This is a genomic window from Pseudomonas sp. LS.1a, assembly GCF_022533585.1.
In the GTDB taxonomy this organism is placed as follows: domain Bacteria; phylum Pseudomonadota; class Gammaproteobacteria; order Pseudomonadales; family Pseudomonadaceae; genus Aquipseudomonas.
This window is the reverse complement of record NZ_CP092827.1, coordinates 5,249,557-5,275,917: the sequence shown is the minus strand read 5'-3', so window position 1 is coordinate 5,275,917 and position 26,361 is coordinate 5,249,557. Positions and strand designations below refer to the sequence as shown.

22 protein-coding genes and 1 riboswitch are annotated in these 26,361 nt (G+C 65.2%); of the genes, 10 read left to right on the top strand and 12 right to left on the bottom strand.

Annotated elements, in window-relative coordinates; translation table 11 throughout:
- Nucleotides 1-10: 10 nt before the first annotated feature.
- From pyrR to gshB, 5 genes are all read right to left on the bottom strand, one after another.
- Complete coding sequence (pyrR, locus tag MKK04_RS24315; RefSeq protein WP_063912001.1) at nucleotides 11-529, bottom strand: bifunctional pyr operon transcriptional regulator/uracil phosphoribosyltransferase PyrR; 519 nt, start codon at nucleotides 527-529, stop codon at nucleotides 11-13.
- A 49-nt stretch (nucleotides 530-578) separates the two neighbouring features.
- Nucleotides 579-1,016: a Holliday junction resolvase RuvX gene (ruvX, locus tag MKK04_RS24310; protein ID WP_013974530.1), complete on the bottom strand. Its 438-nt coding sequence runs from the start codon at nucleotides 1,014-1,016 to the stop codon at nucleotides 579-581.
- Nucleotides 1,016-1,585 carry a YqgE/AlgH family protein gene (locus MKK04_RS24305; RefSeq protein ID WP_207828494.1) on the bottom strand — a complete coding sequence of 190 codons (570 nt, stop codon included), beginning with the start codon at nucleotides 1,583-1,585 and terminating at the stop codon, nucleotides 1,016-1,018. The genes ruvX and MKK04_RS24305 overlap by 1 nt, the downstream gene beginning before the upstream one ends.
- A gap of 171 nt (nucleotides 1,586-1,756) precedes the next feature.
- Nucleotides 1,757-2,662, bottom strand: coding sequence for an energy transducer TonB (locus MKK04_RS24300; RefSeq protein ID WP_207828502.1), 906 nt, complete (start codon nucleotides 2,660-2,662; stop codon nucleotides 1,757-1,759).
- Nucleotides 2,663-2,753: 91 nt separating this feature from the next.
- Nucleotides 2,754-3,707: a glutathione synthase gene (gshB, locus tag MKK04_RS24295; protein WP_207828505.1), complete on the bottom strand. Its 954-nt coding sequence runs from the start codon at nucleotides 3,705-3,707 to the stop codon at nucleotides 2,754-2,756.
- Nucleotides 3,708-3,944: 237 nt separating this feature from the next.
- On the opposite strand from gshB, the gene MKK04_RS24290 reads away from it, so the two are divergent.
- From MKK04_RS24290 to trhA, 7 genes are all read left to right on the top strand, one after another.
- Nucleotides 3,945-4,346, top strand: a complete 402-nt coding sequence (locus tag MKK04_RS24290) for a response regulator (RefSeq protein ID WP_003257770.1) — start codon at nucleotides 3,945-3,947, stop codon at nucleotides 4,344-4,346.
- A 47-nt stretch (nucleotides 4,347-4,393) separates the two neighbouring features.
- Entirely contained in the window at nucleotides 4,394-4,759 is a 366-nt protein-coding gene (gene pilH / locus MKK04_RS24285; RefSeq protein WP_025340906.1) for a twitching motility response regulator PilH, read from the top strand.
- Nucleotides 4,756-5,310, top strand: a complete 555-nt coding sequence (locus tag MKK04_RS24280; RefSeq protein ID WP_003257767.1) for a chemotaxis protein CheW — start codon at nucleotides 4,756-4,758, stop codon at nucleotides 5,308-5,310. Before pilH ends, MKK04_RS24280 begins: the two co-directional genes overlap by 4 nt.
- Nucleotides 5,311-5,321: 11 nt before the next feature.
- Nucleotides 5,322-7,376 (top strand): methyl-accepting chemotaxis protein, encoded by a 2,055-nt coding sequence (locus MKK04_RS24275; RefSeq protein WP_442794094.1) that lies wholly within the window; start codon nucleotides 5,322-5,324, stop codon nucleotides 7,374-7,376.
- A 22-nt stretch (nucleotides 7,377-7,398) separates the two neighbouring features.
- A complete protein-coding gene (locus MKK04_RS24270; protein WP_241106047.1) occupies nucleotides 7,399-12,351 on the top strand; it encodes a hybrid sensor histidine kinase/response regulator in 4,953 nt (1,650 codons plus the stop codon).
- A complete protein-coding gene (locus MKK04_RS24265; protein WP_207828523.1) occupies nucleotides 12,344-12,817 on the top strand; it encodes a chemotaxis protein CheW in 474 nt (157 codons plus the stop codon). Before MKK04_RS24270 ends, MKK04_RS24265 begins: the two co-directional genes overlap by 8 nt.
- Before the next feature lie 158 nt (nucleotides 12,818-12,975).
- Nucleotides 12,976-13,593 carry a PAQR family membrane homeostasis protein TrhA gene (gene trhA, locus MKK04_RS24260; RefSeq protein ID WP_063911994.1) on the top strand — a complete coding sequence of 206 codons (618 nt, stop codon included), beginning with the start codon at nucleotides 12,976-12,978 and terminating at the stop codon, nucleotides 13,591-13,593.
- Here the strand turns inward: trhA and MKK04_RS24255 are convergent, their stop codons facing one another.
- A complete protein-coding gene (locus tag MKK04_RS24255) occupies nucleotides 13,594-14,313 on the bottom strand; it encodes a 16S rRNA (uracil(1498)-N(3))-methyltransferase (RefSeq protein ID WP_207828526.1) in 720 nt (239 codons plus the stop codon). It lies immediately after the preceding gene.
- Nucleotides 14,314-14,443: 130 nt separating this feature from the next.
- Nucleotides 14,444-15,850 carry an adenosylmethionine--8-amino-7-oxononanoate transaminase gene (locus tag MKK04_RS24250; protein ID WP_241106046.1) on the bottom strand — a complete coding sequence of 469 codons (1,407 nt, stop codon included), beginning with the start codon at nucleotides 15,848-15,850 and terminating at the stop codon, nucleotides 14,444-14,446.
- A gap of 264 nt (nucleotides 15,851-16,114) precedes the next feature.
- Here MKK04_RS24250 and MKK04_RS24245 point away from each other — a divergent pair, with 264 nt between their 5' ends.
- The 3 genes from MKK04_RS24245 (at nucleotide 16,115) to MKK04_RS24235 (ending at nucleotide 19,400) form a co-directional block, all read left to right on the top strand.
- A complete protein-coding gene (locus MKK04_RS24245) occupies nucleotides 16,115-17,980 on the top strand; it encodes a flavin monoamine oxidase family protein (protein ID WP_233694669.1) in 1,866 nt (621 codons plus the stop codon).
- A gap of 255 nt (nucleotides 17,981-18,235) precedes the next feature.
- Nucleotides 18,236-18,787, top strand: a complete 552-nt coding sequence (locus MKK04_RS24240; protein WP_207828532.1) for a cytochrome b — start codon at nucleotides 18,236-18,238, stop codon at nucleotides 18,785-18,787.
- A 34-nt stretch (nucleotides 18,788-18,821) separates the two neighbouring features.
- The gene (locus MKK04_RS24235; RefSeq protein ID WP_233687320.1) at nucleotides 18,822-19,400 is read left to right on the top strand and encodes a YceI family protein; all 579 of its coding nucleotides are present in this window, start codon (nucleotides 18,822-18,824) and stop codon (nucleotides 19,398-19,400) included.
- Nucleotides 19,401-19,558: 158 nt separating this feature from the next.
- Here the strand turns inward: MKK04_RS24235 and MKK04_RS24230 are convergent, their stop codons facing one another.
- The 5 genes from MKK04_RS24230 to ahcY form a co-directional block, all read right to left on the bottom strand.
- Nucleotides 19,559-21,442: a DEAD/DEAH box helicase gene (locus MKK04_RS24230; protein ID WP_241106045.1), complete on the bottom strand. Its 1,884-nt coding sequence runs from the start codon at nucleotides 21,440-21,442 to the stop codon at nucleotides 19,559-19,561.
- A 219-nt stretch (nucleotides 21,443-21,661) separates the two neighbouring features.
- A complete protein-coding gene (locus tag MKK04_RS24225; protein WP_207828548.1) occupies nucleotides 21,662-22,450 on the bottom strand; it encodes a substrate-binding periplasmic protein in 789 nt (262 codons plus the stop codon).
- 165 nt (nucleotides 22,451-22,615) lie between these two features.
- The gene (locus MKK04_RS24220) at nucleotides 22,616-23,692 is read right to left on the bottom strand and encodes a hypothetical protein (RefSeq protein ID WP_233687321.1); all 1,077 of its coding nucleotides are present in this window, start codon (nucleotides 23,690-23,692) and stop codon (nucleotides 22,616-22,618) included.
- A 92-nt stretch (nucleotides 23,693-23,784) separates the two neighbouring features.
- Entirely contained in the window at nucleotides 23,785-24,630 is an 846-nt protein-coding gene (gene metF, locus MKK04_RS24215) for a methylenetetrahydrofolate reductase [NAD(P)H] (protein WP_085621759.1), read from the bottom strand.
- A gap of 149 nt (nucleotides 24,631-24,779) precedes the next feature.
- Nucleotides 24,780-26,189, bottom strand: a complete 1,410-nt coding sequence (ahcY, locus tag MKK04_RS24210) for an adenosylhomocysteinase (protein ID WP_207828553.1) — start codon at nucleotides 26,187-26,189, stop codon at nucleotides 24,780-24,782.
- Between the two features lie 20 nt (nucleotides 26,190-26,209).
- Nucleotides 26,210-26,306, bottom strand: a riboswitch (S-adenosyl-L-homocysteine riboswitch).
- Nucleotides 26,307-26,361 lie beyond the last annotated feature (55 nt).

Here is a 26,361-nt window from a genome sequence, read left to right as displayed (position 1 = left end):
CGGGGGACTCTTAAAGGGCGGAAGCGGAGGCGAGGTCCTGGCGCTCGAGGGCGAGCGGTGCGGGTCCGGTCAATTTTACCCGTTCATGGGCAGCCAGCGACAGGGTGGCGCCGAGCACATTCGGGCGGATCGGCAGTTCGCCGGCATCCAGGTCCAACAGGCAGACCAGGGTGACGCTGGCCGGGCGGCCATAATCGAACAGTTCGTTGAGCGCGGCGCGCACCGTGCGACCACTCATCAGCACGTCATCCACCAGCACCAGGTGCTGGCCCTCGACCTCGAACGGCAGCTCGGACGGACGCACTTGCGGGTGCAGGCCGTTCTGGCTGAAGTCGTCGCGATAGAACGAGACGTCCAGAGTGCCCATGGGGCTGGTGTCGCCCATGGCTTCCTGCAGGGCCTGGGCAACCCAGACACCGCCGGTGCGGATGCCGATGTAACGCGGCTCGGTAATTGCCCGGCGGGCCAGGTGGGCGCGAAGGTCGTCAGCCATCTGCCGGATCAGCTCGGCGGGATTGGGTAGGCTCATTGCGGGCTCCTCGGAAGGGTGCGCCGGGCGGGCCCGGCGGCAAAGATGATCAGGTATTGGCCTCCAGCCAGCCTTGCAACAACAGGGCGGCGGCGATGGCATCGACCGGGTTGTCGCGGTAGCTGCCGCGCTGGCCGCCACGGGCCATGCGCTCGCCCTTGGCCTCGAAGGTGGTCAGGCGTTCGTCGTGGGTGTGCACGGGCAGGTTGAAGCGGCCGTTCAGGCGGCGGGCGAATTTTTCCGCGCGGGCGCTCATTTCGCTGGGGGTGCCGTCCATGTTCAGCGGCAGGCCGACGACGATGGCATCGGGCTTCCATTCGGCAATCAGCTTTTCCACCTGGGCCCAGTCCGGCACGCCGTTCTGCGCCTTCAGGGTGCACAGCTCGCGGGCCTGGCCGGTGACCACCTGGCCGACGGCCACGCCGATCTGTTTGCTGCCGTAGTCGAAGCCCAGCAGTAGACGTAGTTCAGGGTGCAGTTCAGCCATCAGGCGTGGCCCGCCTGGCTGGTCAGCAGGTTCAGGTTGATCCCCAGGCTGGCGGCGGCGGCTTCCAGGCGCAGGTCGCTGGCCTTGCCGAAGATGATTTCCGGGTCGAACGGGCAGTTGAGCCAGGCGTTGTCGGCCAGTTCCTCTTCCAGTTGGCCCGCTTCCCAGCCGGCATAGCCCAGGGTGATCAGGCTCTGTTTCGGGCCGACTCCGGCGGCGATGGCCAACAGGATATCCTGCGACGTGGTCAGCGACAGCCCTTCCAGTGCGACGGTGGCCTGGAAGCTGCACTCGCTGCTGTGCAGCACGAAGCCTCGGTCGGTCTGTACCGGGCCACCCAGGTAGATCGGCACCTGCAAGGTGCTGGCCGGCGGCATTTCGTCCGGGCGCAGCTGCTCGAGGATGTCGGCCAGGTTCAGCTCCTGCGGCCGGTTGACCACCAGGCCCATGGCGCCATGGGCGTTGTGCTCGACGATGTACGTGAGGGTCTGGGCGAAGTTCGGATCGGCCATGTGCGGCATGGCGATCAGGAACTGATGCTTGAGGTAGCTCGGCGTGTGGGTTTTCATGGGGGATAGTGTGGCGCCAGGTGGCGAGGCTGACAAGGTGCTCAACGAGGCTTGCGCGATCGCTGTGGGAGCGGGTTTACCCGCGAATGCGTCCGACCAGGCGGCATCATTGCCTGATCTGGCGCATTCGCGGGTAAACCCGCTCCCACAGCGATCGCGCAAGGCCGCAAATCAGTTACTGGACAGACGGTCCCCACGGGCAAAGCGCCAGGTGCGGATGATCTCCAACCGGTCAAACTCGGCCAGGTCCCCGGTAAACGGTGCAAACGGCGCCGCCAGCCGCACGATGCGCTGCGCCGCCTGGTCCAGCACCGGTTGCCCGGACGACTCCAGTACCAGCACCTCGTACAGCGAGCCATCGCGGTTGATCGACACCATCATGCGCAAGTTGCCGTAGATCTGTTGCCGGCGCGCTTCGTCGGGGTAGTTCAGGTTACCCACCCGCTCGACCTTCTTGCGCCATTCTTCCTTGTACCAGGCGCCCTTGTCGCGCATGGTCGAGGCGGCATTGAGCCGGTGGATACGCGGGCGCTTGGCATACATCTGCTGCTCGTTGGACAGCTCCGCCTCCAGGCTGGCGATCTGGCTGGACAGCTGCGAGCTGTCGAAGTCCGGTGCCGGCGCTTCCGGCTTGGGCCGCGGCTTGCTTTCCTTGGGCTTGGGCTCGACCTTTTGCGGTTTGGGCGCCGTGGTCACGACCGCCGACTTCTGCGGGGCAGGGGGCGGCACAACCTCGGGCCTGGCTGCAGGTGGCGGGGTGATCTTGTTGATCTTGCTGTCCTGGAACGGCGCCAGTTCGGTGGTCTTGGGCACCGCTTTCTTGTCCAGGGTGCCGCTGCCCTGCTGGTTGTCCTGGGCCTGGAAATCGGCCTTCTGCGGCGGTTTCTCGCTTTTGAAGGTGGCCAGGGTGATGTCCATGGTGTGGCGGATTTCGGCAGGCTTGACCACGCTGAAACCGACGCCGAGGATCAGCGCCAGGTGCACCAGGGCAGCCAGGAACAGGGTAAAGCCGAGCCGGTCCACCGGGCGAACTCGGGGGGGCAGCAGGTCGGCGGGGATGTCAGCGGGCAGCGTCATCAGGTATCCAGCAACCGCAGGGCGGGGCAACAGGCCAGGCAAAAAGGACCCGCATCATACCCCACTCTGGGTTGTTGCCGTGCGTCGGCGGTCAGCGCGCCTTCAGCTGGCGATCAATGGCATCCATCAGCTTGCCGCCGATATCGGTGTTGTAGGCGGCATCGATCTCGCGGATGCAGGTGGGGCTGGTGACGTTGATTTCGGTGAGGTAGTCGCCGATCACGTCCAGGCCCACGAACAGCAGCCCCTTCTCGCGCAGGGTCGGGCCGACCTGGGCGGCGATCCAGCGGTCGCGGTCGGTCAGCGGGCGTGCTTCGCCACGGCCGCCGGCGGCCAGGTTGCCACGGGTCTCGCCGCTGGCCGGGATGCGCGCCAGGCAGTAGTCCACCGGCTCGCCGTCGATCATCAGGATGCGCTTGTCGCCGTCCTTGATCTCGGGCAGGTAGGCCTGTGCCATGATCTGCTGGCCGCCGTGCTGGGTCAGGGTTTCGAGGATCACCGACAGGTTGGGGTCACCCGGGCGGTGGCGGAACACCGAGGTACCGCCCATGCCGTCCAGCGGCTTGAGGATCACGTCGCCGTGGGTGGTGGCGAACTCTCGCAGGATATCGGCACGGCGGCTGACCAGGGTCGGCGCCATGCACTGCGGGAACTGGGTGGCAAACAGTTTTTCGTTGCAATCGCGCAGGCTCTGCGGGCGGTTGACCACCAGCACGCCTTCGCGCTCGGCCTGCTCCAGCAGGTAGGTGCTGTAGACGAACTCCATGTCGAAGGGCGGGTCCTTGCGCATCAGGACCACGTCCAGGTCGGCCAGCGCACTGTCCTGCTCGTCGCCCAGCTCGAACCAGCGGGCCGGGTCGGCAAACACTTTCAGCGGGCGCATCTGCGCACGGGCCTGGCCGGCGCCCAGGTACAAGTCACGCTGCTCCATGTAGAACAGGCTCCAGCCGCGAGCCTGGGCGGCCAGCAGCATGGCCAGCGAGCTGTCCTTCTTGTAGGAGATGGACGCGATGGGGTCCATGACAATGCCGAGGCGAACGCTCATGGGGTGGTTCCTCTTGGCGGCGCGTGGCCGCGATGGATCGAAAGAAAAGTGGCTCAGGGTGGCGCTGTGAACGCTGCCGGTCAAGGGGCGCGGCAGATGGAATGGCCACCCGGAGTGTGCTAAAAATGCCAGTCATAGTGCTGAATGACAGGCCCATGGGGCTGCTGCGCAGCCCTTTCGCGACGCAAGGCCGCTCCCGCAACGGCCCCGGAATTTCGGCAAACGGTAGCCCAACAGATGGAACAACCCCTGAAGGTGATGGTGATCGACGATTCGCGCACGATCCGCCGCACCGCGCAGATGTTGCTCGGTGAAGCGGGCTGCGAGGTGATCACCGCCAGCGATGGCTTCGATGCCCTGGCCAAGATCGTCGACCACCAGCCCAGCATCATTTTCGTCGATGTGCTGATGCCGCGCCTGGACGGTTACCAGACCTGCGCGGTGATCAAGCACAACAGTGCCTTCAAGGACACCCCGGTCATTCTGCTGTCGTCACGCGACGGCCTGTTCGACAAGGCCCGTGGCCGGGTGGTCGGCTCCGACCAGTTCCTGACCAAACCGTTCAGCAAGGAAGAGCTGCTCGATGCGATCCGCGCCCATGTGCCCGGTTTTGCCGCAGCCCAACAACACGCACCCTGACCGCGCCCCGCCATGGCACGGTCTTTCTTTCCTGATGGGGAACCAGCATGGCCCGAGTTCTGATTGTCGACGACTCGCCGACAGAGATGTACCGATTGACCGAGTGGCTGGAAAAGCACGGCTACCAGGTGCTCAAGGCCAACAATGGTGCCGATGGCGTGGCCCTGGCCCGGCAGGACAAGCCAGATGCGGTGCTGATGGACATCGTCATGCCTGGCATGAACGGCTTCCAGGCCACTCGCCAGCTCAGCAAGGACCCGGAAACCAGCGCCATCCCGGTGATCGTGGTCACCACCAAGGACCAGGAAACCGACCGCATCTGGGCCACGCGCCAGGGCGCCCGTGACTTCCTGACCAAGCCGGTGGAAGAGGACGCGCTGATCGCCAAGCTCAAAGAAGTGCTGGGGGCTTGACCACCCGCCCGCAGGGCGCGTCGCTGACCGCCTTCGAGTTGTTGCTGGACATCGACCGGCGCTGCCGCCTGCTGGTCGCCGACCAGCCGCCGCAAGACAACCGCCTGCAACAGTGGAGCGGCATCGGTTTTCGCATTGCCGGGCAATGGTTCGTCGCGCCCATGGGCGAGGTGGCCGAGGTGCTGCGCGAACCGCGCAGCAGCCGCGTCCCTGGCGTGCAGCCGTGGGTGTGCGGGGTGGCCAACCTGCGTGGCCGGCTGCTGCCGGTGATGGACCTGAGCAGTTTCTTCGGCCTGGGCCACGCCGCCCCGGGCAAGCAGCGGCGGGTGCTGGTGCTGGACCACGAGGACCTGTTCGTCGGCTTGCTGGTGGACGAGGTGCTGGGCCTGCAGCACTTTGCCCTGGACAGCCTGCAGCTGTCGCCACCACAGCCCCTGATCCGTGCCGCTGCACCTTTCGTGCAGGGGCACTTCCCGCGTGAACGCAACTGGGCGATCTTCAGCCCCTTCGCCCTGGCCCAGGCGCCGGGCTTTCTCGATGTGGCGTTATAGGACCTGCGAACGTGAACAAGCCTGCCACCCCCGTCACTACCGTGACCCCACGTACCCGCAGCATCGCGCAGATCACCGTGCTGTTCCTGATCCTGATCCTGTCGATCATCCTGCTGTTCGCCAACTTCGCCTACCTGAACACCCAGTCCAACTACGACAAGCAGTACATCGGCCACGCCGGCGAACTGCGGGTGCTGTCGCAGCGCATCGCCAAGAATGCCACCGAAGCCGCCACCGGCAAGGCCCTGGCCTTCAAGCTGCTGTCGGACGCGCGCAACGATTTCGAACGGCGCTGGGGCTACCTGCGCGAGGGTGACAAGTCCACCGGCCTGCCGCCTGCGCCGCCCATGGTGCGTGACGAAATGGAAGCGGTACGCCGCGACTGGGAAAGCCTGCGCAAGAACACCGACACCATCCTCGCCAGCGAGCAGACCGTGCTGTCACTGCACCAGGTGGCGGCAACCCTGGCCGAGACCGTGCCGCAGTTGCAGGTGGAATACGAGAAAGTGGTCGAGATCCTGCTGCAGAGCGGCGCCCCGGCCAACCAGGTGGCAGTGGCCCAGCGCCAACTGCTGTTGGCCGAACGCATCCTCGGCTCGGTCAACACCGTGCTGGCCGGTGACGACACCGCGGCCCAGGCGGCCGACGCCTTTGGCCGCGATGCCGGGCGCTTCGGCCAGGTGCTTGAGGGCATGCTCAGTGGCAACGGGGCGATCCAGGTGACCCGTGTCGAGGATGCCGACGCCCGCGCGCGCCTGGCCGAAATTGCCGAGCTGTTCCAGTTCGTTGCCGGCTCGGTGGATGAAATCCTCGAAACCTCGCCGGAACTGTTCCGCGTGCGCGAGGCCGCGGGCAATATCTTCAGCCTGTCGCAAACCCTGCTCGACGAGGCCTCGTACCTGGCCAACGGCTTCGAGAACCTGGCTGGCGGGCGCACCCTCGACACCGTCGGCGGCTATGCCCTGGGGCTGCTGGCGCTGGCTTCGATCATCCTCATCGGCCTGGTCATGGTGCGCACCACCAACCGCCAACTGCGCGAGACAGCGGAAAAGAACGAACGCAACCAGCAGGCGATCATGCGCCTGCTCGACGAAATCGAAGAGCTGGCTGACGGCGACCTGACCGTGACCGTATCGGTGACCGAAGACTTTACCGGCGCCATTGCCGACTCGATCAACTATTCCGTGGACCAATTGCGCGACCTGGTCGCCACCATCAACCACAGCGCGATGCAGGTCGCTGCCGCCGTGCAGGACACGCAGAACACCGCACGCCAGCTGGCCAAGGCCTCCGAGCACCAGGCCGAGCAGATCAGCGAGGCGTCCGAGGCGGTCGGCGACATGGTCGAGTCGATCGACCGGGTTTCGGCGCACGCCTACGAGTCGGCCAAGGTGGCCGAGCGCTCGGTGGCGATCGCCAACAAGGGCAACGAGGTGGTGCACAACACCATCAACGGCATGGACAACATTCGCGAGCAGATCCAGGACACCGCCAAACGGATCAAGCGCCTCGGTGAGTCCTCCCAGGAAATCGGCGACATCGTCAGCCTGATCGACGACATTGCCGACCAGACCAACATCCTCGCCCTCAATGCGGCGATCCAGGCCTCGCTGGCCGGCGAGGCCGGCCGTGGTTTTGCCGTGGTCGCCGACGAGGTACAGCGCCTGGCCGAACGCTCGTCGTCGGCCACCCGGCAGATCGAGGCGCTGGTGCGCACCATCCAGGCCGACACCAACGAGGCGGTGATCTCCATGGAGCAGACCACCGCCGAAGTGGTACGCGGTGCCCGCCTGGCCCAGGATGCCGGGGTGGCGCTGGCCGAGATCGAGGGTGTTTCGCAGAACCTCGCCGACCTTATCCACAGCATCTCCGATGCCGCCCAGTTGCAGACTTCGTCGGCCGGGCAGATCTCCCACACCATGGCGGTCATCCAGCAGATTACCGCGCAGACCTCCGCCGGCTCCGGCGCCACCGCCGACAGCATCCGCCACCTGGCGCGCATGGCCAGCGAGATGCGCCGTTCGGTGTCCGGGTTTACCCTGCCGCCACCCAAAGAGCCCAACTGAAGAGCAGCGCCGAGGAGTGCCCATGGCTGTAGTTGCTGTAAGCCCCGAGCGCCACGACACGGTGGCGCTGGCCTGGACCAGGGCTGCCATCCTCGACTGCCTGGGCCAGGCGCGCCAGGCGCTGGAGCGCTTTGCCGGCGAGCCGGGCGACCTGTCGATGCTGGCGTTCGTGGTCGATAACCTGCACCAGGTGCACGGCTGCCTGCGCATGCTCGAACTGCGCGGCGCCACGCGCCTGGCCGAAGAACTGGAGCTGTTCGCCAAGGCCCTGGCCGATGGCCAGGTCAGCCCCCGCGGTGATTGCCTGGGGGCGTTGTTCCGCGGCCTGGAGCAATTGCCCTCGTACCTGGAGCGCTTGCGCGGCGCCCGCCACGACCTGCCACTGGTGATGCTGCCGCTGCTCAACCAGCTGCGTGCCTGCCGTGGCGAGGAGCCATTGGCCCAGGCCAGCCTGATCAGCGGTGCCACCCAACGCTTTGCCGGTGCCGACGACCTGGCCAACCTCGACCTGTCGCTGGGCAACTGGCGCGAGCAGTTGCAGGCCGGGCCGGGCCGCGATGCCCTGCGCTCGGTGGTGACCGCGCTGTGCGATGACCTGATGCGCATCAAGGAGCGCCTGGACCAGTTCGTGCGCAGCGATCGCCAGCACAGCGAGCAGCTCGATGCCCTGCTGGCACCGCTGCGCCACGTGGCCGACACCCTGGCGGTGCTGGGCTTCCAGCAGCCACGCCGGGTGATCATCGACCAGGTGCTGGCGCTGCAGGCCCTGGCCCAGGGCGAGCGGGTGGTGGATGACGCGGTGTTGATGGATGTAGCGGGGGCCCTGCTGTATGTGGAGGCCACGCTCAATGGCATGGTCGGCCCGCTGGAGGAAAACGGCCAGGGTGGCCTGCCGGGCTCGGACCTGGCCGAGATCCGCCAACTGGTGTTGAACGAGTCGCTGAACGTGCTGCAGCAGGCCAAGGACCTGATCGGCGATTGCCTGGAGTCCGACTGGCCGCGGCAACGCCTGCAACCCTTGCCAGGGTTGTTGCAGCAGATTCGCGGGGCGCTGGCGATGTTGATGCTACCGGCCGTGGCCGAGCTGTTTGCCGGTTGCGCCAGCTATGTGCAGCGCTGGCTGCAGCACCTGGAGGTAGAGCCGCCGGCCGACGAGCTGAGGCACCTGGCCGAGGCCCTGAGCGCCGCCGAATGCTACCTGCAATGGCGGGTGGCGGACCCATTGGCGGATGGCCAGCCGTTCATCGACATGGCGCGCGCCAGCCTGGCGACGCTGGGCGTGCACTGCGCGCTGGTCGAGGCCACTGCAGGCCAAGATGGCAGCGCTGATGGCATCGATGACGAGTTGCGCGAAGTGTTTCTCGACGAGGCCGGTGAACTGCTGCCGGAAATCGAGCGCCACTGGCTGCGCTGGCGTGCCGACAACCAGCAGCGCGAGGCACTGGGAGAAGTGCGCCGCGCCTTGCATACGCTCAAGGGCAGTGGCCGCATGGTACATGCCGAGGCGGTGGCCGAGCTGGCCTGGGGCGCCGAGCACCTGTTGAACCGGGTACTCGAGGGCCGCAGCGTGCTCAGCCCGGAAGGCGTAGTGGCCCTGCAGCAGGTGTTCGTCCACCTGCCCGACCTGCTGGCCGACTTTGCCGCCGGCCAGTTGCCGCAACTGACGGCAATCGAGCGACTGGCCGGGCACCTGCATGCCCTGGCCGAAAACGATGCCCCCGTAGTGGCCGATATCGATGGCCTCGACCCGCAGCTGCTCGACATTTTCCGCAGCGAGGCGCAGGGTCACCTGGCCAGCCTGGAGGCTTTCCTGCAGGGTGCCGACGGCCACGACACGTCGGTCAGCGATAGCCTGCAGCGCGCCCTGCACACGCTCAAGGGCAGTGCCGCCATGGCCGGAGTGATGCCGGTCGCTGAACTGGCCACCGCCTTCGATCGCCTGGCTCGTGAATACAAGGGCCACCAACTGCCCCTGCAAATGGCCGAGATCGAATGGCTGGAAGCGGCGCATTCGCTGTTCCATCTAGGCCTGGCGCAACTCGACAGCACGCCGCTGGCGGCCATCCCGGGCGCCGCGGAGCTGATCGAGCAGGTCGGCCAGGCGGTGGATGGGCGCCTGGCCAGCTTGCATGACGACCCGCAGCATGCGCGGCGCAACAAGCGTGACCCGCAGTTGATCGCCAGTTTCCTGGCCCAGGCCATGGATATCCTGCTGGATGCCGAGTCGTTGCTGTCGCGCTGGCAGGAACAGCCCGGCCAGCGCGATGCGTTGGATTCCCTGCTCGACGAACTGACCACCCTGGGGCACGCCGCGCACCTGGCCGACCTGTGGCAGATGGATGACGTGTGCGAGGCCTTGCTCGACCTGTACGGTGCCGTGGAGGAGGGCAGCCTGCCCGCCGATGCGCGCTTCTTCGCCCAGGCGCAGCGGGCCCATGAAGCCCTGCTGGACATGCTCGACGAAGTGGCGGCCGGGCAGGATATCCCGCCACGGCCGGAACTGGTCGACAGCCTGCGCAACCTGCTGGGCCAGGCCCTGGCGCCGGAGGCCACCGGCCTGGTGGGCATCGACACGGTCACGCCGCTGCACCCGGACATGGACCTGGCAGATACCCTTGGCCTGGGGCTGGCGCACAACCCTTCGCTGCCGGCAGTAGCTGAGCCGCTGGTCGAAGAGCCGGAAAGCCCTGGCGAAGAGCTGCTGGAAGTTTTCCTCGAAGAAAGCTCGGACATCGTCGAGAGCGCCGCCGCAGCCCTGGCGCGCTGGCAGGCCGACCCGCGCAGCAGCGTCGAGGTGGACAACCTGATGCGCGACCTGCACACCCTCAAGGGTGTGGCGCGCATGGTCGAAATTGCGCCGATCGGCGACCTGGCCCACGAGCTGGAGTTCCTCTACGAGCTGCTGGCCGCTGGCCGCATGCCGCCGAGCGCGCCCCTGTTCGCCTTGCTGCAGAACTGCCATGACCGCCTGGCGCACATGCTCGATGCCGTGCGCCTGGGGCAGCCGTTGCATGCCGCCACGGCGCTGATCGACTACATTCGCAACTTCAGCTTCTCGGCCCTTGCCGACAGCGCCGCCGGCCAGGGGCCGATCGAGGCTGCGACCATTGAGGCGCCGGCGGTGGCACCGGAGCGGGTACCGGGCGACATGGTCAAGGTCGATGCCGAGTTGCTCGACGACCTGGGCAACCTGGCCGGTGAGCACTCGGTCATCCGTGGGCGCATCGAGCAGCAGGTCAACGATGCGCAGTTCACCCTCAACGAGATGGAAACCACCCTCGAGCGCATGCGCGACCAGTTGCTGCGCCTGGACATCGAAACCCAAGGGCGGATCTCCAGCCGGCAGCAGTTCGAAGGCGATACCTATGACGACTTCGACCCGCTGGAAATGGACCGCCACTCGCAGCTGCAGCAGCTGTCGCGGGCCCTGTTCGAGTCCGCCTCGGACTTGCTCGACCTCAAGGAAACCCTGGCACATCGTGCCCAGGAAGCCTACAGCCTGCTGCAGCAGCAGGCGCGAGTGAACAGCCAGTTGCAGGAAGGTCTGACCGCCACCCTGATGGTGCCCTTCGAGCGCCTGGTGCCACGCTTGCAGCGTGTGGTGCGGCAGGTGGCCAGCGAGCTGGGCAAGCAGGTGGAACTGGTGGTCGGCAATGCCGAGGGCGAACTGGACCGCAGCGTGCTCGAACGCATGGTGGCGCCGCTGGAGCACATGCTGCGCAACGCCGTCGACCATGGCCTGGAAAGCCGCGAAATGCGCCTGGCCGCCGGCAAGCCGGAGCAGGGCACCATTCACCTGAATTTACTGCACGAAGGCGCAGACATCGTTATCGAAATGACCGACGACGGTGCCGGCGTGCCACTGGAAGCGGTGCGCCGCAAGGCCATCAAGCGTGGCCTGCTGGACCCACAGGCGCATTTGAGCGATCACGAGATCCTCCAGTTCATCCTGCGCCCGGGCTTTTCCACTGCCGAGAAAATCACCCAGATTTCCGGGCGTGGTCTGGGCATGGACGTGGTACACGAAGAGGTCAAGCAGCTGGGCGGCTCGATGAGTATCGAGTCGGCCCAGGGCAAGGGCGCGCGCTTCCTGATCCGCCTGCCATTCACCGTGTCGGTCAACCGTGCGCTGATGGTGCACCTGGGCGAAGAGCAGTACGCCATTCCGCTGAATACCATCGAGGGCATCGTCCGGGTGCCGGCGGCTGAACTGGCAGCGTGCTACCAGCTGGACGCCCCGCGTTATGTGTACGCCGGCCACGAATACGAGCTGCGCTACCTGGGTGAACTGCTGCAGGGCATGCCGCGCCCGGCATTGCTCGGACAGAGCGTGCCGCTACCGGTACTGCTGGTGCATTCCCAGGAGCAGTCATTCGCCATCCAGGCCGACAGCTTGTCGCCCAGCCGCGAGATCGTGGTGAAGAGCCTGGGGCCGCAGTTTGCTGCCGTTGCCGGGTTGTCGGGGGCGACGCTGCTGGGCGATGGCCGGGTGGTGTTGATTCTCGACCTGCTGGGCCAGTTGCGTGGCCAGCAGCGGCGCCTGGCGCGCCTGCCGGGCGGCGGCGGGGCCCAGCGCCAGGTGTTCGGCCCGGCGCCGCGGCGGGCCTTGCTGGTCATGGTGGTGGACGACTCGGTGACCGTGCGCAAGGTCACCAGCCGCCTGCTGGAGCGCCATGGCATGAGCGTGCTGACGGCCAAGGACGGGGTCGATGCCATGGCCCTGCTGGAAGAACACCGCCCTGATGTATTGCTGCTGGACATCGAGATGCCGCGCATGGACGGCTTCGAGGTGGCCACACGCATTCGCCGTGACGAGCGGCTGAAAGACTTGCCGATCATCATGATCACGTCGCGCACCGGGCAGAAGCACCGCGACCGTGCCATGGCCATCGGCGTCAACGAATACCTGGGCAAGCCGTACCAGGAGTCGGTCCTGTTGCAGAGCATTGCCCACTGGAGCCAGACCCATGCTTGAACTGATCGCCGGCCAGCGCAGCAGCCTGACCGGGCTTTTGCTGCCATTGGGCGACCGTACCCTGGTGTTGCCCAACGTGGCGGTGGCCGAACTGAGTGGCCAGCGCAATCTGGTGTGCCAGCGCGGCGAGCCGGCCTGGCACCTGGGCTGGATCGACTGGCGCCAGCAGCGCCTGCCGCTGATCGGCTTCGAGGCCGCGTGCGGTGGCGAGACACCCTGCGGCGAGCGGGCGCGCGTAGTGGTGCTCAATGCTTTGGGTGATACCGGGCTGCGTTACCTGGCAGTGTTGCTGCAGGACATTCCGCGCTCGTGCAAGCTCGACAGCCAGCTTAATTACGTGGACGTGGCGCTGGGGCGCCTGGAGCTGGCGGCGGTGCAGGTGGGCGAACAGGTGGCGCGGGTGCCGGACCTGGTCGGGCTGGAACGGCTGGTGCGTGACGCGGAACTGCAACCTGACTTTGGTTAGGATGTAAGGCACAGGGCCTCTTCGCGGGTGAACCCGCTCCCACAGGGATCCCAAAAAGCCTGAGGGCGGTGCCGTACCTGTGGGAGCGGGTTTACCCGCGAAGAGGCCGTAGCAGAAGGACGCAGGAACCCAGCCCACCTCAGGAGGTCTGTGTTTGCATGTATCACGGTGAACGCTTCAACGCCTGGACCCACCTGGTCGGTGCCGTCCTGGCCTGTATCGGTGCCATCTGGCTGATCGTGGTCGCGGGCCTGCAGGGCGACCCGTGGAAGATCGTCAGTTTCTCCATCTACGGCGGCACCTTGCTGTTGCTGTACAGCATTTCCACCCTGTACCACAGCACTCGCGGGCGGGCGAAAGTGATCATGCGCAAGCTCGATCACCTGTCGATCTACCTGCTGATTGCCGGCAGCTACACGCCGTTCTGCCTGGTCAGCCTGCGCGGCCCCTGGGGCTGGAGCCTGTTCGGGGTGGTCTGGGGGCTGGCGGTGATCGGCATGCTGCAGGAGATCAAGCCTCGCTCCGAGGCGCGCATCCTGTCGATCATCATCTATGCGGTGATGGGCTGGATCGTGCTGGTGGCGGTCAAGCCGTTGCTGCACTCGCTCGGCAGCGCCGGCTTTGCCTGGCTTGCCGCCGGCGGGGTGTTCTACACCGTCGGCATCATCTTCTTCGCCTTCGACAGCCGCTTCCGCCACTGGCATGGCATCTGGCACCTGTTCGTGATCGCCGGCAGCCTCATGCACTTCGTGGCGGTGTCGCTCTACGTGCGTTAGTTAAAAGTCGCCCCACAGTTGCTGCGCCACCGACAGTGCCACCACCGGTGCGGTTTCGGTGCGCAGTACCCGCGGGCCAAGGCGTGCGGCGTGGAAACCGGCAGCCTTGGCCTGCTCGACCTCCGCTTCGCTCAGGCCGCCTTCGGGGCCGATCAGGAAGGCCAGGGTGGCAGGCTTGGCGTGGCTGGTGAGCGGTTCGGCCACCGGGTGCAGGACCAGTTTCAGGTCGGCCTTGGCACTATTGAGCCATTCGGCCAGAGTCACTGGCGGGTGGATGACCGGCAAGGTCGAGCGGCCGCATTGTTCGCAGGCGCTGATCGCCACCTGGCGCCAGTGGGCCAGGCGCTTGTCGGCGCGTTCGTCCTTCAGCCGCACTTCGCAGCGTTCACTGACGATCGGGGTTATTTCGTTCGCGCCCAGCTCGGTGGCCTTCTGGATCGCCCAGTCCATGCGCTCGCCACGGGACAGGCCTTGGCCGAGGTGGACGTGCAGGGGTGAATCGGCCTGGCCGGCCAGGGCCTGGTCGAGGCTGACGCGGACGGTTTTCTTGCCCACTTCGAGCAACTGGCCGCGGTATTCCTGGCCGCTGCCGTCGAACAGCTGCACGGCGTCGCCGGGGGCCATGCGCAGCACGCGACCGATGTAGTGGGCCTGGGCTTCGGGCAGGTCGTGCTCGCCAAGGCTCAGGGGGGCGTCGATGAAAAAGCGGGACAGTCTCATGGTTCAGCTCGGACGAAAAGGGAACATGTGACCCTGTGGGAGCGGGTTTACCCACGAATGCGGCGGTGAGTCCACTATCGCATTCACGGGTGAACCCGCTCCCACAGGGTTAGGCGGCAGGCTGTAGGACCTAGCCCGGGTCGCGGAAGTCGGGGTGGAAGTTGGCCGGTACGGCCACGCTGACGCTATCGCGGGTGGCAATGTCGATGCCTTCGCCGGCCACTTCTGCCAGGAAGTCGATCTGCTCCGGCGTAATCACATACGGCGGCAGGAAGTACACCACGCTGCCCAGCGGGCGCAGCAGGGCGCCACGCGTCAGGGCATGCTCGAACACCTTCAGGCCACGCCGTTCCTGCCACGGGTAGGCGACCTTGCCGGCCTTGTCCTGGACCATCTCGATCGCCAGGGCCATGCCGGTCTGGCGAATCTCGGCCACATGCGCGTGGTCGGCCAGGTGCGCGGTGGCGCTGGCCATGCGTGTGGCCAGGGCCTTGTTGGCCTCGATCACGTTGTCTTGCTCGAAGATGTCCAGGGTCGCCAGCGCCGCGGCGCAGGCCAGCGGGTTGCCGGTGTAGCTGTGCGAGTGGAGGAACGCGCGCAGGGTCGGGTAGTCGTCGTAGAACGCCTGGTACACCTTGTCGGTGGTCAGGCAGGCGGCCAGCGGCAGATAGCCGCCGGTCAGGGCCTTGGACAGGCACAGGAAGTCCGGGCGGATGCCGGCCTGTTCGCAGGCGAACATCGTGCCGGTGCGGCCAAAGCCCACGGCGATCTCGTCGTGGATCAGGTGCACGTCGTAGCGGTCACAGGCCTCGCGCAGCAGCTTGAGGTACACCGGGTGGTACATGCGCATGCCGCCGGCACCCTGGATCAGCGGCTCGACGATCACCGCGCTGATCGAGGCGTGGTGCTCGGCCAGGGTCTGTTCCATGGCCTGGAACATGTTGCGCGAGTGCTCTTCCCAGCTCATGCCCTCGGGGCGCAGGTAGCAGTCGGGGCTGGGCACCTTCAGGGTGTCGAGCAGCAGCGCCTTGTAGGTTTCGGTGAACAGCGGTACATCGCCGACCGACATGGCCGCGATGGTTTCGCCGTGGTAGCTGTTGGTCAGGGTGACGAAGCGCTTCTTGCCCGGTTTGCCGACGTTCTGCCAGTAGTGGAAGCTCATCTTCAGCGCCACTTCGATGCAGGACGAACCGTTGTCGGCATAGAACACCCGGTCGAGGCCGGCCGGGGTCATGGCCACCAGGCGTTCGGACAGCTCGATCACCGGCTGGTGGCTGAAGCCGGCCAGGATAACGTGCTCCAGCTGGTCGACCTGGTCCTTGATGCGCTGGTTGATACGCGGGTTGGCGTGGCCAAACACGTTGACCCACCAGCTGCTCACCGCATCCAGGTAACGCTTGCCTTCGAAGTCTTCCAGCCACACGCCTTCGCCGCGCCTGATCGGGATCAGCGGCAGCTGCTCGTGGTCTTTCATCTGGGTGCAGGGGTGCCACAGGACCTTGAGGTCGCGTTGCATCCACTGATCATTGAGGCCCATGGGCACTTCTCCTGGCTTCGCGGCTTGGTTCGACCGCGTAAGCCTAAGCAATGCCGCAGGGCAGGACAACCGCTGCTGTTCATCGGCTTGCCAGCTTCGCTTGCCACCGTGTGGCAGGGCTGCAGGCAAAAATGTCAGTTGCCAAAAGGACTTGATGTCACTGCGCTGGCAGGGCCGGCGGACCTGACGTATTCTTAACGCATCTCTCCCGGGGCATTCCTGCCTCTCCCCGTTTCTGTAACCCCTGACTCGGAGTTCGCCGACATGGCTGCTGCTTGGGTGCGCCTGTGCGCGTTGGTATTGATTGGTGTGTCCAGCGGCGCTGCGCTGGCAAAGGACAAGACGCCCTCGGCGATCGTCGTGGGTGGCGGCCTGGCGGGCCTGACGGCCGCCTACGAGCTGCAGAACAAAGGCTGGCAGGTGACGCTGCTGGAAGCCAAACCGGGCATGGGCGGGCGCTCGGGCCTGGCCACCAGCGAGTGGATCGGCAACGCCAAGGCGCAGCCGGTGCTCAACCAGTACCTCGACCGTTTCAAGCTTGAAACACTGCCGGCACCGGAGTTCGTGCGTACCCCCGGTTACCTGATCGACGGCGAGTATTTCAGCGCCACCGACCTGGCCACCAAGCAGCCAGCCACCGCCGAGGCGCTCAAGCGTTACGAAAAAACCCTCGACGACCTGGCCCGTTCGATCGACGACCCGTTGAACCCGCAGGCCAACAGCACGCTGTTCGCCCTCGACCAGATCAACGTCTCCACCTGGCTGGACAAGCTGCAACTGCCGACCACTGCCCGTCAGCTGGTCAACCAGCAGATCCGTACCCGCTACGATGAGCCATCACGCCTGTCGCTGCTGTACTTCGCCCAGCAGAACCGCGTGTATCGCGGTGTCAGCGACCGTGACCTGCGTGCCGCACGCCTGCCCGGCGGCAGCCCGGTGCTGGCCCAGGCCTTCGTCAAGCAACTGAAGACCATCAAGACCAGTTCGCCGGTGACCTCCATCGTCCAGGACAAGGACGGTGTCACGGTCAAGGTCGGCAGCGTCGGTTACCAGGCGGATTACCTGGTCATGGCCGTGCCCCTGCGCGCCCTGGCCAAGATCCAGATGACCCCGGGCCTGGACAGCCAGCACCTGGCGGCGTTGAAGGGCACCAACTATGGCTGGCGCGACCAGCTGATGCTCAAGTTCAAGAAGCCGGTGTGGGAAAGCCGCGCGCGCATGTCGGGCGAAATCTTCAGTAACGCTGGTTTGGGCATGCTGTGGATCGAGCCTGCGCTCAAGGGTGGCGCCAACGTGGTGATCAACCTGTCCGGTGACAACGCCCGTCTGCTGCAGGCCTTTGGCGACAAGCAGATGGTCGACCAGGTGCTGATCCGCCTGCATGCGTTCTACCCACAGGCCCGTGGTTCGTTTACCGGCTACGAGGTCAAGCGCTACAGCACCGACGCCGGTACCGGCGGCGCCTACCTGGCCTATGGCCCGGGGCAGATCAGCAAGTACTGGCGCCTGTGGGAGCGCCCGGTGCAGCGCATCACCTTTGCCGGTGAGCATACCGACGCCCTCTACCCAGGTACCCTGGAAGGCGCCCTGCGCAGTGGCCAGCGCGCGGCCAGCCAGGTGCAGGACCTGCTGGCCGGCAAGTCGTTCGACCCAGCCAAGGCGGCACCGGTGGCGGCGGCGGCAGCGGCAGGCGCCGTAGCGGCCAAGGAGAGCAAGGGCGGGTTCTTCTCCAACCTGTTCGGTGGCTCGTCCGACAAGCGCGACAAGGCAGACAAGGCCCCGGCCAACGCTGAGCCGAAGGCGGTCGATGAGGCCAAGCAGGACAAACCAGGCTTCTTCAAGCGCCTGTTTGGCGGGGCGGACAAGCCTGAGGTGAAGGCCGAGCCGATTGCCAAGGCCGAGGAAGTGGTGCCGGCACCTGTGCCAGCGCCACAAGCCGCGCCGGCCCCGGTTACGCCAGCGCCTGTGGCCAAGGAAGCGGCGGCCAAGCCTGCTGCGACCAAGGCTGCACCTGCCAGGCATGCACCGGCGCACAAACCGGCCCACAAGCCTGCCGAGGCCAAGAAAGCGACTGCCAAGTCCGAACCGGCCAAGAAAGCTGTAGCCAATACCCAAGCCAAGGCCGGTTGATTTATTGGCAGTGCCGGCCCTTTCGCGGGTAAACCCGCTCCCACAGGGTCGGCGCAGTTTCTGATACCTGTGCCGGACCCGCGTAAGGGCCGGCACTGGCAACCGCGAACGCTCCGTCTATCGTTAATGTTTCCTTAATGGGAAGCTTACAGAATAAATATCGGATTTCTCGATAATCCAAAGCAATTTTTTCCGCTTTTATTCGATACGTTACGCGTTAGTCTGTGCACAGCTTTCACGGGGAAACACGTCAACATGCAACTGCGCAATTCACCTTCTCGCTACGGCGTGGTCAGCATCGTCCTACACTGGGGCGTGGCTCTGGCAGTGTTCGGCCTGTTCGGCCTGGGCCTGTGGATGGTCGGTCTCGACTACTACAGCCCTTGGCGCAAGGCCGGCCCGGACCTGCACAAGAGCATCGGCCTGGTGCTGTTGGCAGTGATGCTGCTGCGGGTGGTCTGGCGCTTCATCAGCCCGCCACCACCGGCACCGGCCAACCACGGTGCACTCACCCGCCTGGCGGCCAAGCTGGGCCACCTGGCCCTGTATCTGGGGCTGTTCGCGGTAATGATCGCCGGTTACCTGATTTCCACTGCCGACGGTGTCGGCATTCCGGTGTTCGGCCTGTTCGAAGTGCCGGCACTGGTCAGCGACCTGCCCGACCAGGCAGACCTGGCTGGCGTGATTCATCTCTGGCTGGCCTGGGGCTTGGTGATTTTTGCCGTGCTGCATGCCTTGGCAGCGCTCAAGCACCATTTCATCGACCGTGACGCGACCCTGACCCGCATGCTGGGCCGCAAAGCTTGACTCTCAACCTCAATTGCATAGGAAGGAAGTAAGGATGTTGAAAAAGACTTTTGCCGCTCTGGCGCTCGGTACCGCTCTGCTCTCCGCCGGCCAGGCCATGGCTGCCGAGTACAAGATCGACAAGGAAGGCCAGCACGCGTTCGTTGACTGGAAGATCAGCCACCTGGGCTACAGCTTCATCCACGGTACCTTCAAGGACTTCGACGGCAACTTCACCTGGGATAGCGCCAAGCCTGAAGCCAGCAAGATCAGCGTCGACCTGAAAACCGCCAGCCTGTGGTCGAACCACGCCGAGCGTGACAAGCACATTGCCAGCGCCGACTTCCTCGATGTGAAGAAGTACCCGCAAGCCAAGTTCGTCTCCACCAGCGTCAAGCCGACTGGCGACAAGACCGCTGACGTGACTGGCGACCTGACCATGCATGGTGTGACCAAGCCGGTTACCTTCAAGGCCACCTTCAACGGTGAAGGCAAGGACCCATGGGGTGGCGAGCGCGCTGGCTTCAACGCCACCACTACCCTGAACCTGAACGACTTCGGCATCAAAGGCCCGGGCGCTACTTCGCAGACCCTGGACCTGGATATCAGTGTTGAAGGTGTGAAGCAGAAGTAATTCGGCTTAGCTGAAAGACCGAGGGGGCTGCTTCGCAGCCCTTTCGCGACACAAGGCCGCTCCTACAGGTTTTGCGCAGTTTTCACTTGCAGCGCAATACCTGTAGGAGCGGCCTTGTGTCGCGAAAGGGCTGCGAAGCAGCCCCCTCATGCTTTTTGTCAGCCCTTGCGGGTCAGCAGCGCCGGGCGCTCACCGCGTGGGCGGCTTGGCAGGTCATCCAGCTGCTCCGGCGTCGGGTAACGGTCGAGCTTGGATTCCTTGCGGATGATCACCGGCTGTTTTTCCGGCTGGCGCGGGTTGCGCACGGCCGGCTCTTGCCGGGCAGCATCGTCACGGGCCGGGCGACCACGGCCGCCGCCATCACGGCGGCCACCGCCACCGTTGTTGGCACGGGCCGGGCGTTTCTCGCCACCGCCACTGCGCTGCTGGCCAGCATTGCGACCCTGGCCACCCGCGTTGTTGCGTTGGCCACTACCTTGAGCCTGACCTTGGCCGGCATTGCCACCCGGGCGGCGATTGCGGCCCTGGTTTTTGCCTTGGTACGGGCTGACATAGTCGGCACGGTTACCGAAGTTGTCGATATCGTCGTCGAGGAATTCTTCCGGATCACGGTCGGCAGGCACTTTCGGCACGCTGTTGGTGCTGGCCTGCTGTTGCTGCTGGCGCGGCTTCTTGTCACGCGGCTTGCGTTGCTGCTGTTGCCTGTCGCCGCTCTTTTCCTTGTCGGCCGGCTTGTCCGCAGCCTGTTGCTTGGCCTTGCCTTTATCCTTGCCCTTGTCCTTGCGGCCACCGTTGGCGTCTTTGCCGCCTTCGCCACGGGCCTGCTGGTTGCGGCCGCCACGGCCGTTGTTCTGCGGGCGCTCGCGTACTTCAGGCTTTTCGGCTTCTACCTGGCTGGCGTCGAAGCCCATCAGGTCGCCGTCCGGAATCTTCTGCCTGGTGACCCGCTCGATGCTCTTGAGCAGTTTTTCTTCATCCGGTGCGACCATGGAAATGGCCTCGCCCGAACGCCCGGCACGGCCGGTACGGCCGATACGGTGGACGTAGTCTTCCTCGACGTTCGGCAGCTCGAAGTTGACCACGTGCGGCAACTGGTCGATGTCCAGGCCACGGGCGGCGATGTCGGTGGCGACCAGTACGCGCACGCTGTTGGCCTTGAAGTCGGCCAGGGCCTTGGTGCGGGCATTCTGGCTCTTGTTACCGTGGATCGCGGCGGCGGTCAGGCCGTGCTTTTCCAGGTACTCGGCCAGGCGGTTGGCGCCATGCTTGGTACGGGTGAACACCAGCACCTGTTCCCAGGCACCCAGGGTGATCAGGTGTGCCAGCAGCGCGCGCTTGTGGCTGGCAGGCAGGCGGTAGACGCGCTGCTCGATACGCTCGACGGTGGTGTTCGGCGGGGTGACCTCGATACGCTCCGGGTTGTGCAGGAGCTTGTCGGCGAGGTCGGTGATGTCCTTGGAGAAGGTGGCCGAGAACAACAGGTTCTGGCGCTTGGCCGGCAGGCGGGCGAGGACCTTCTTGACGTCGTGGATGAAGCCCATGTCGAGCATGCGGTCGGCTTCGTCCAGCACCAGGATTTCAACGTGGGCCAGGTCAACCTTGCCTTGGCCGGCCAGGTCGAGCAGGCGGCCCGGGCAGGCGACCAGCACGTCCACACCCTTGGCAATGGCCTGGATCTGCGGGTTCATGCCGACGCCGCCGAAAATGCAGGCGCTGACCAGTGGCAGGTCACGGGCATAGACCTTGAAGCTGTCATGCACCTGGGCTGCCAGTTCGCGGGTCGGGGTCAGGACCAGTACGCGAGGTTGGCGCGGGCCATGGCGCTGCGACTTGTCGGGGTGGCCGGCCGGGAACAGGCGCTCGAGGATCGGCAGGGCGAAACCGCCGGTTTTACCAGTACCTGTCTGTGCGGCGACCATCAGGTCGCGGCCTTGCAACACGGCGGGAATCGCCCGCTGTTGCACGGGGGTCGGCTGGGTATAGCCCGCAGCCTCGATAGCGCGGACAAGAGCCTCGGAGAGACCGAGGGAAGCAAAGGACATGGGCAATCCTGTTCTCGTGTGGGCTGGGCCCGTTTGGGATGTTCTGCCTGGCGCGACGGGCATCGGTGGGATGCGATCGCGTCCGGTCCAGCTGGGCTTTCACTGCACATCCGGGTAACGGAGGGTGGACGCGAAGGCGCGTCGATGCCGATCGGGATGCCTGTTGCGAGGCCGAGCGTCCGGGCGTGAGCCGGGCGGGAAGGCCCGAGTATAACAGAGCTAACGCGCTGTGCTGCTTTCCTGCTGCTCAACGGCGTTGAGAGTGTTTCCGATGTTGCCTATGTAGCGGTTGCTGATCGCCGCGTAGGCGGGTTCCTGCTTGAAGCGCCGCAGTTCCACGGCGAAGGCCTGGGCCAGTGCCTCCCGCCCCGGCTTGCGTGCCAGCCCCAGGTATTGCGCCTGGCGGCTGATCACCAGCGGCAGCTCCTCGACTTGCTGTTGCAGGCCCAGATGCCGCAGCAGGTAATGGCCGACCCTGCGGTCGGTGATTGCCAGGTCGATGCGGCCCAGCATCAGCTTGCCGAAGTTGGCTTCATGGGTAGGCGCGGCTTCGCGCCTGAAATGTGCGGCCTCGTTGAACGTTGCACCATAGGCGTAGCCGGGTGAGGTGCCGACGGTGAGGCCGGCAAGGTCATCCAGGGCCGTGACGGCATGGCGACGTGCGCGGGCCTGGAACAGGACGAACTCGACCTCCGACATGGGCTCGGGGGCATACACCAGGTAGGGCTGGCGCGACTCGGCCTGGAAGATATCCATGATGCCATCGGCCAGGCCCTGCTCGATCATTGCCAGGCAGCGCTTCCAGGGCAGGAACTGCCATTCCACCTCGACGCCAAGGCGTTGGAACACCTGGGTGGTGACTTCGTAGTCGATGCCGCGCGGCTGGCCGTCCTGCTGGTACACATAGGGTGCCCAGTCGTCGGTCACCAGGCGCAGGCGCTCGCCCAGAGCCAGCGGGCTCAGGCAGGCGAGCAACAGGATCCAGAACAGACGGGCGACGTGTGGCATGGCCGGAGATTACGCGCTCGGCCTGTTCAAGGCCAGTGAGGATGATGTTCTCCTGTGCTGGCCTCTTCGCGGGTAAACCCGCTCCCACAAGTACAGCACGAGCCTGCAAGCCAGCAGAGATCCTGTGGGAGCGGGTTTACCCGCGAAGAGGCCGGCACAGGTCACTCAAGTGTGGGAAGACCTCAGCAGATGCGCCTCGATATCCTTGCGCCGCTCGCCCAGTGACAGGCGCAACCCCGGGTGGCGCAGGCACTGGCGCAGTTGCTCGGGCTCCATGTGGCCATGGCGGGCGTTGAGGTTTTCCAGGGCCTTGTCCCACCAGGCCGGCGCGCAGGCGCGGTCGAACTCGTTGGGGTAGGGGTAGCAGCCATACAGCAACTCGCGGGCGAACTGGCGTTCGTGGCTGGGCAGGGTCATGCTCAGTGCCTTGTAACCCAGCCGTTGCAGGGCCGGCGGCCGTGGCAGCTGGTCATTGACCAGGGGCACGTCGGCCAGCGCCGCCTGGCTCAGCGGGTCATGGCCGTGCTTGCGCAGCCAGGCCTGGATCTTGGCGCGGAACTGCGCCTTGCGGCTCCAGTAGTGGTGGATGACATCGGTGCATTCGGCCAGCTCCAGCCTGCGGTAGGCCGCCACCGCCAGGCAGAACTCCTCAAGGGTATAGGCTTCGCGAGCCAGGGGGTGGAACTCGTCCATCATGGCGATGGAGCGGTCCAGCGTGCCGGCGTCTTCGGCGGTAAGGCCGATCACCCCGGAGTTGACCAGTGGCATCTGGCAATCGGCCAGGCCCCGGGATTCGAGGATGGCCAGCAGGTTCTTGTACAGCAGGCACTTCTGGTTGCTGCCGTAGCGCGCGCCGATGGCATTGCACAGCAGCCGGCCTGGGGCTACCCGGGCGAACAGCTCCAGCGGCGACTTGCGGAAGAAGGTGTCGGTGTCGATCAGCACTGCCAGCGGGTGTTGCTGCAGCACCTGGCGCAACAGCACGTGCTTGCTGCGAAAGTGATAACCGTGGGGGGCGTTCCAGGCCTGGCGCGTGGCCTCGTCCAGCAGGTGTACGGTGACCGGCAGGCCGGCATAGGGCTGCGGGTTGTCGGTGTAGACCTGTATGTCCATGGCTTCGCCTGCTGCCGTGCCCAGGTGGGCGAGGGCGCTGACGATGCTGAAGCAGGCTTCCTGATGGTAGGTTGCCGGGCCAAATGCCAGGTAGACGAGCTGTGGACGCGATGGCGGGTGGGACTGCATGGCAGGCAAGACCTGTGTAACCGGAAAATGAATAAGGCTTTAGTCTATGACCAAAGCCTTAATCAGATCTTAAACAGATTTTGCAAAAAATTTCAGCGTGGCAGCTTCAGATTGTTCCAGATCGCCAGACTCGGCTCGGCCTGGTTCAAGGTGTAGAAGTGCAGGCCCGGTGCGCCGCCTTGCAGCAGCTGTTCGCACATGCGGGTGATCACTTCTTCGCCGAATGCCTGGATGCTGGCGGTGTCGTCGGCATAGGCTTCCAGCTGCTTGCGGATCCAGCGCGGGATCTCGGCGCCACAGGCATCGGAGAAGCGCGCCAGCTTGCTGTAGTTGGTGATCGGCATGATGCCAGGCACCACCGGGATGTCCACGCCCAGCTTCTGCGCGCGCTCGACGAAGTAGAAGTAGCTGTCGGCGTTGAAGAAGTACTGGGTGATGGCGCTGTCGGCACCGGCCTTGACCTTGTGCACGAAGTTGGCCAGGTCAGCCTCGAAGTTGCGGGCCTGTGGATGCATCTCCGGGTAGGCGGCCACTTCCAGGTGGAAGTGATCAGCGGTTTCCTGGCGGATGAATTCGACCAGGTCGCTGGCGTAGCGCAGTTCGCCACTGGCCATGCCCATGCCCGATGGCAGGTCGCCACGCAGGGCAACGATGCGCTTGATGCCGGCAGCCTTGTATTCGGCCAGCAGGGTGCGCAGTTCGGCCTTGGTGTCGCCGACGCACGACAGGTGCGGTGCGGCAGGTACCTTCACTTCGCTTTCCAGCTGCAGCACGGTATTCAGCGTGCGGTCGCGGGTCGAGCCACCGGCACCGTAGGTGCAGGAGAAGAAGTCCGGGTTGTAGGCGGCCAGCTGGCGGGCGACGCCCATCAGCTTTTCGTGACCGGCATCGGTCTTGGTCGGGAAGAACTCGAAACTGTAACGGCGTTCCTGGGACATCAGGCGTTCCTCTGGCAGCCAGCTGCAAGCGGCAGGCTGCAAGTAAAAGCCAGATCGGTTATGGCCGGCCTGGCTTGGGCATCGTTCAAGATCCTTTATGCTTGAGCTGCAAGCGGCAAACTTGCCGCTTGAAGCGTCAAGTTTGCCGCTTAGTAGCGGTAGGCGTGCGGTTTGAACGGGCCTTCGACGGTGACGCCGATGTACTCGGCCTGCTGCTTGGTCAGCTGGGTGACCACGCCGCCGAAGCCGCGGACCATTTCCAGGGCCACTTCTTCGTCGAGCTTCTTCGGCAGTACTTCAACGGTCAGGCGTTCGGCTTTCTTCTCGGCCGACAGGTCGGCGAACTTCTGCTCGAACAGGAAGATCTGCGCCAGTACCTGGTTGGCGAACGAACCGTCCATGATGCGGCTTGGGTGGCCAGTGGCGTTACCCAGGTTGACCAGGCGGCCTTCGGCCAGCAGGATCAGGTAGTCGTCGTTCTGCGGGTCGAAGCTGCCAGCGCCGGTGCGGTGGATCTTGTGCACCTGCGGCTTGACCTCTTCCCAGGCCCAGTTCTTGCGCATGAAGGCGGTGTCGATCTCGTTGTCGAAGTGGCCGATGTTGCACACTACGGCACGCTTCTTCAGCGCCTTGAGCATGTTGGCGTCGCACACGTTGACGTTGCCGGTGGTGGTCACGATCAGGTCGATCTTGCCCAGCAGCGCCTTGTCGATGCTGGCTTCGGTGCCGTTGTTGATACCGTCGATGAACGGCGAAACCACTTCGAAACCGTCCATGCAAGCCTGCATGGCGCAGATCGGGTCGACTTCGGTGACCTTGACGATCATGCCTTCCTGGCGCAGGGACTGGGCCGAGCCCTTGCCCACGTCACCGTAGCCGATCACCAGGGCCTGCTTGCCCGACAGCAGGTGGTCGGTACCACGTTTGATGGCGTCGTTCAGGCTGTGACGGCAGCCGTACTTGTTGTCGTTCTTGCTCTTGGTGACCGAGTCGTTGACGTTGATCGCCGGGACTTTCAGCTCGCCCTTGGCCAGCATGTCCAGCAGGCGGTGCACGCCGGTGGTGGTCTCTTCGGTGATGCCGTGCACGCGCTCCAGTACTTGCGGGTACTTCTTGTGCAGCAGTTCGGTCAGGTCGCCACCGTCGTCGAGGACCATGTTGGCGTCCCATGGCTGGCCATCCTTGAGGATGGTCTGTTCCAGGCACCACTCGTACTCTTGCTCGGTTTCACCTTTCCAGGCGAACACCGGGATACCGGCGGCGGCGATGGAGGCGGCGGCCTGGTCCTGGGTGGAGAAGATGTTGCAGGACGACCAGCGCACTTCGGCACCCAGGGCAACCAGGGTTTCGATCAGCACGGCGGTCTGGATGGTCATATGGATGCAGCCCAGGATCTTCGCACCCTTGAGCGGTTGCTCGGCCAGGTACTTGCGACGCAGGCCCATCAGTGCAGGCATTTCCGATTCGGCGATGATGGTTTCGCGACGGCCCCAGGCTGCCAGGGAGATGTCGGCGACTTTGTAATCGGTAAAACCAGCAGGCATGTTTGCAGCGCTCATGAGAGCCTCCATTCGTAGTGTGCGAATGGGCGCCGTTGTGCGTTAAGCGCCCGCGAGAGCGAGCAACGCCCCATCCGAGCCTGACAGGCCTAGCCTGCTGCAGCGCCCCTCGGACGGGTGGCGGGCATGGCGCCGCTGTGGGCGGCCATGTAAAGCGGCAGAGATTATAGCC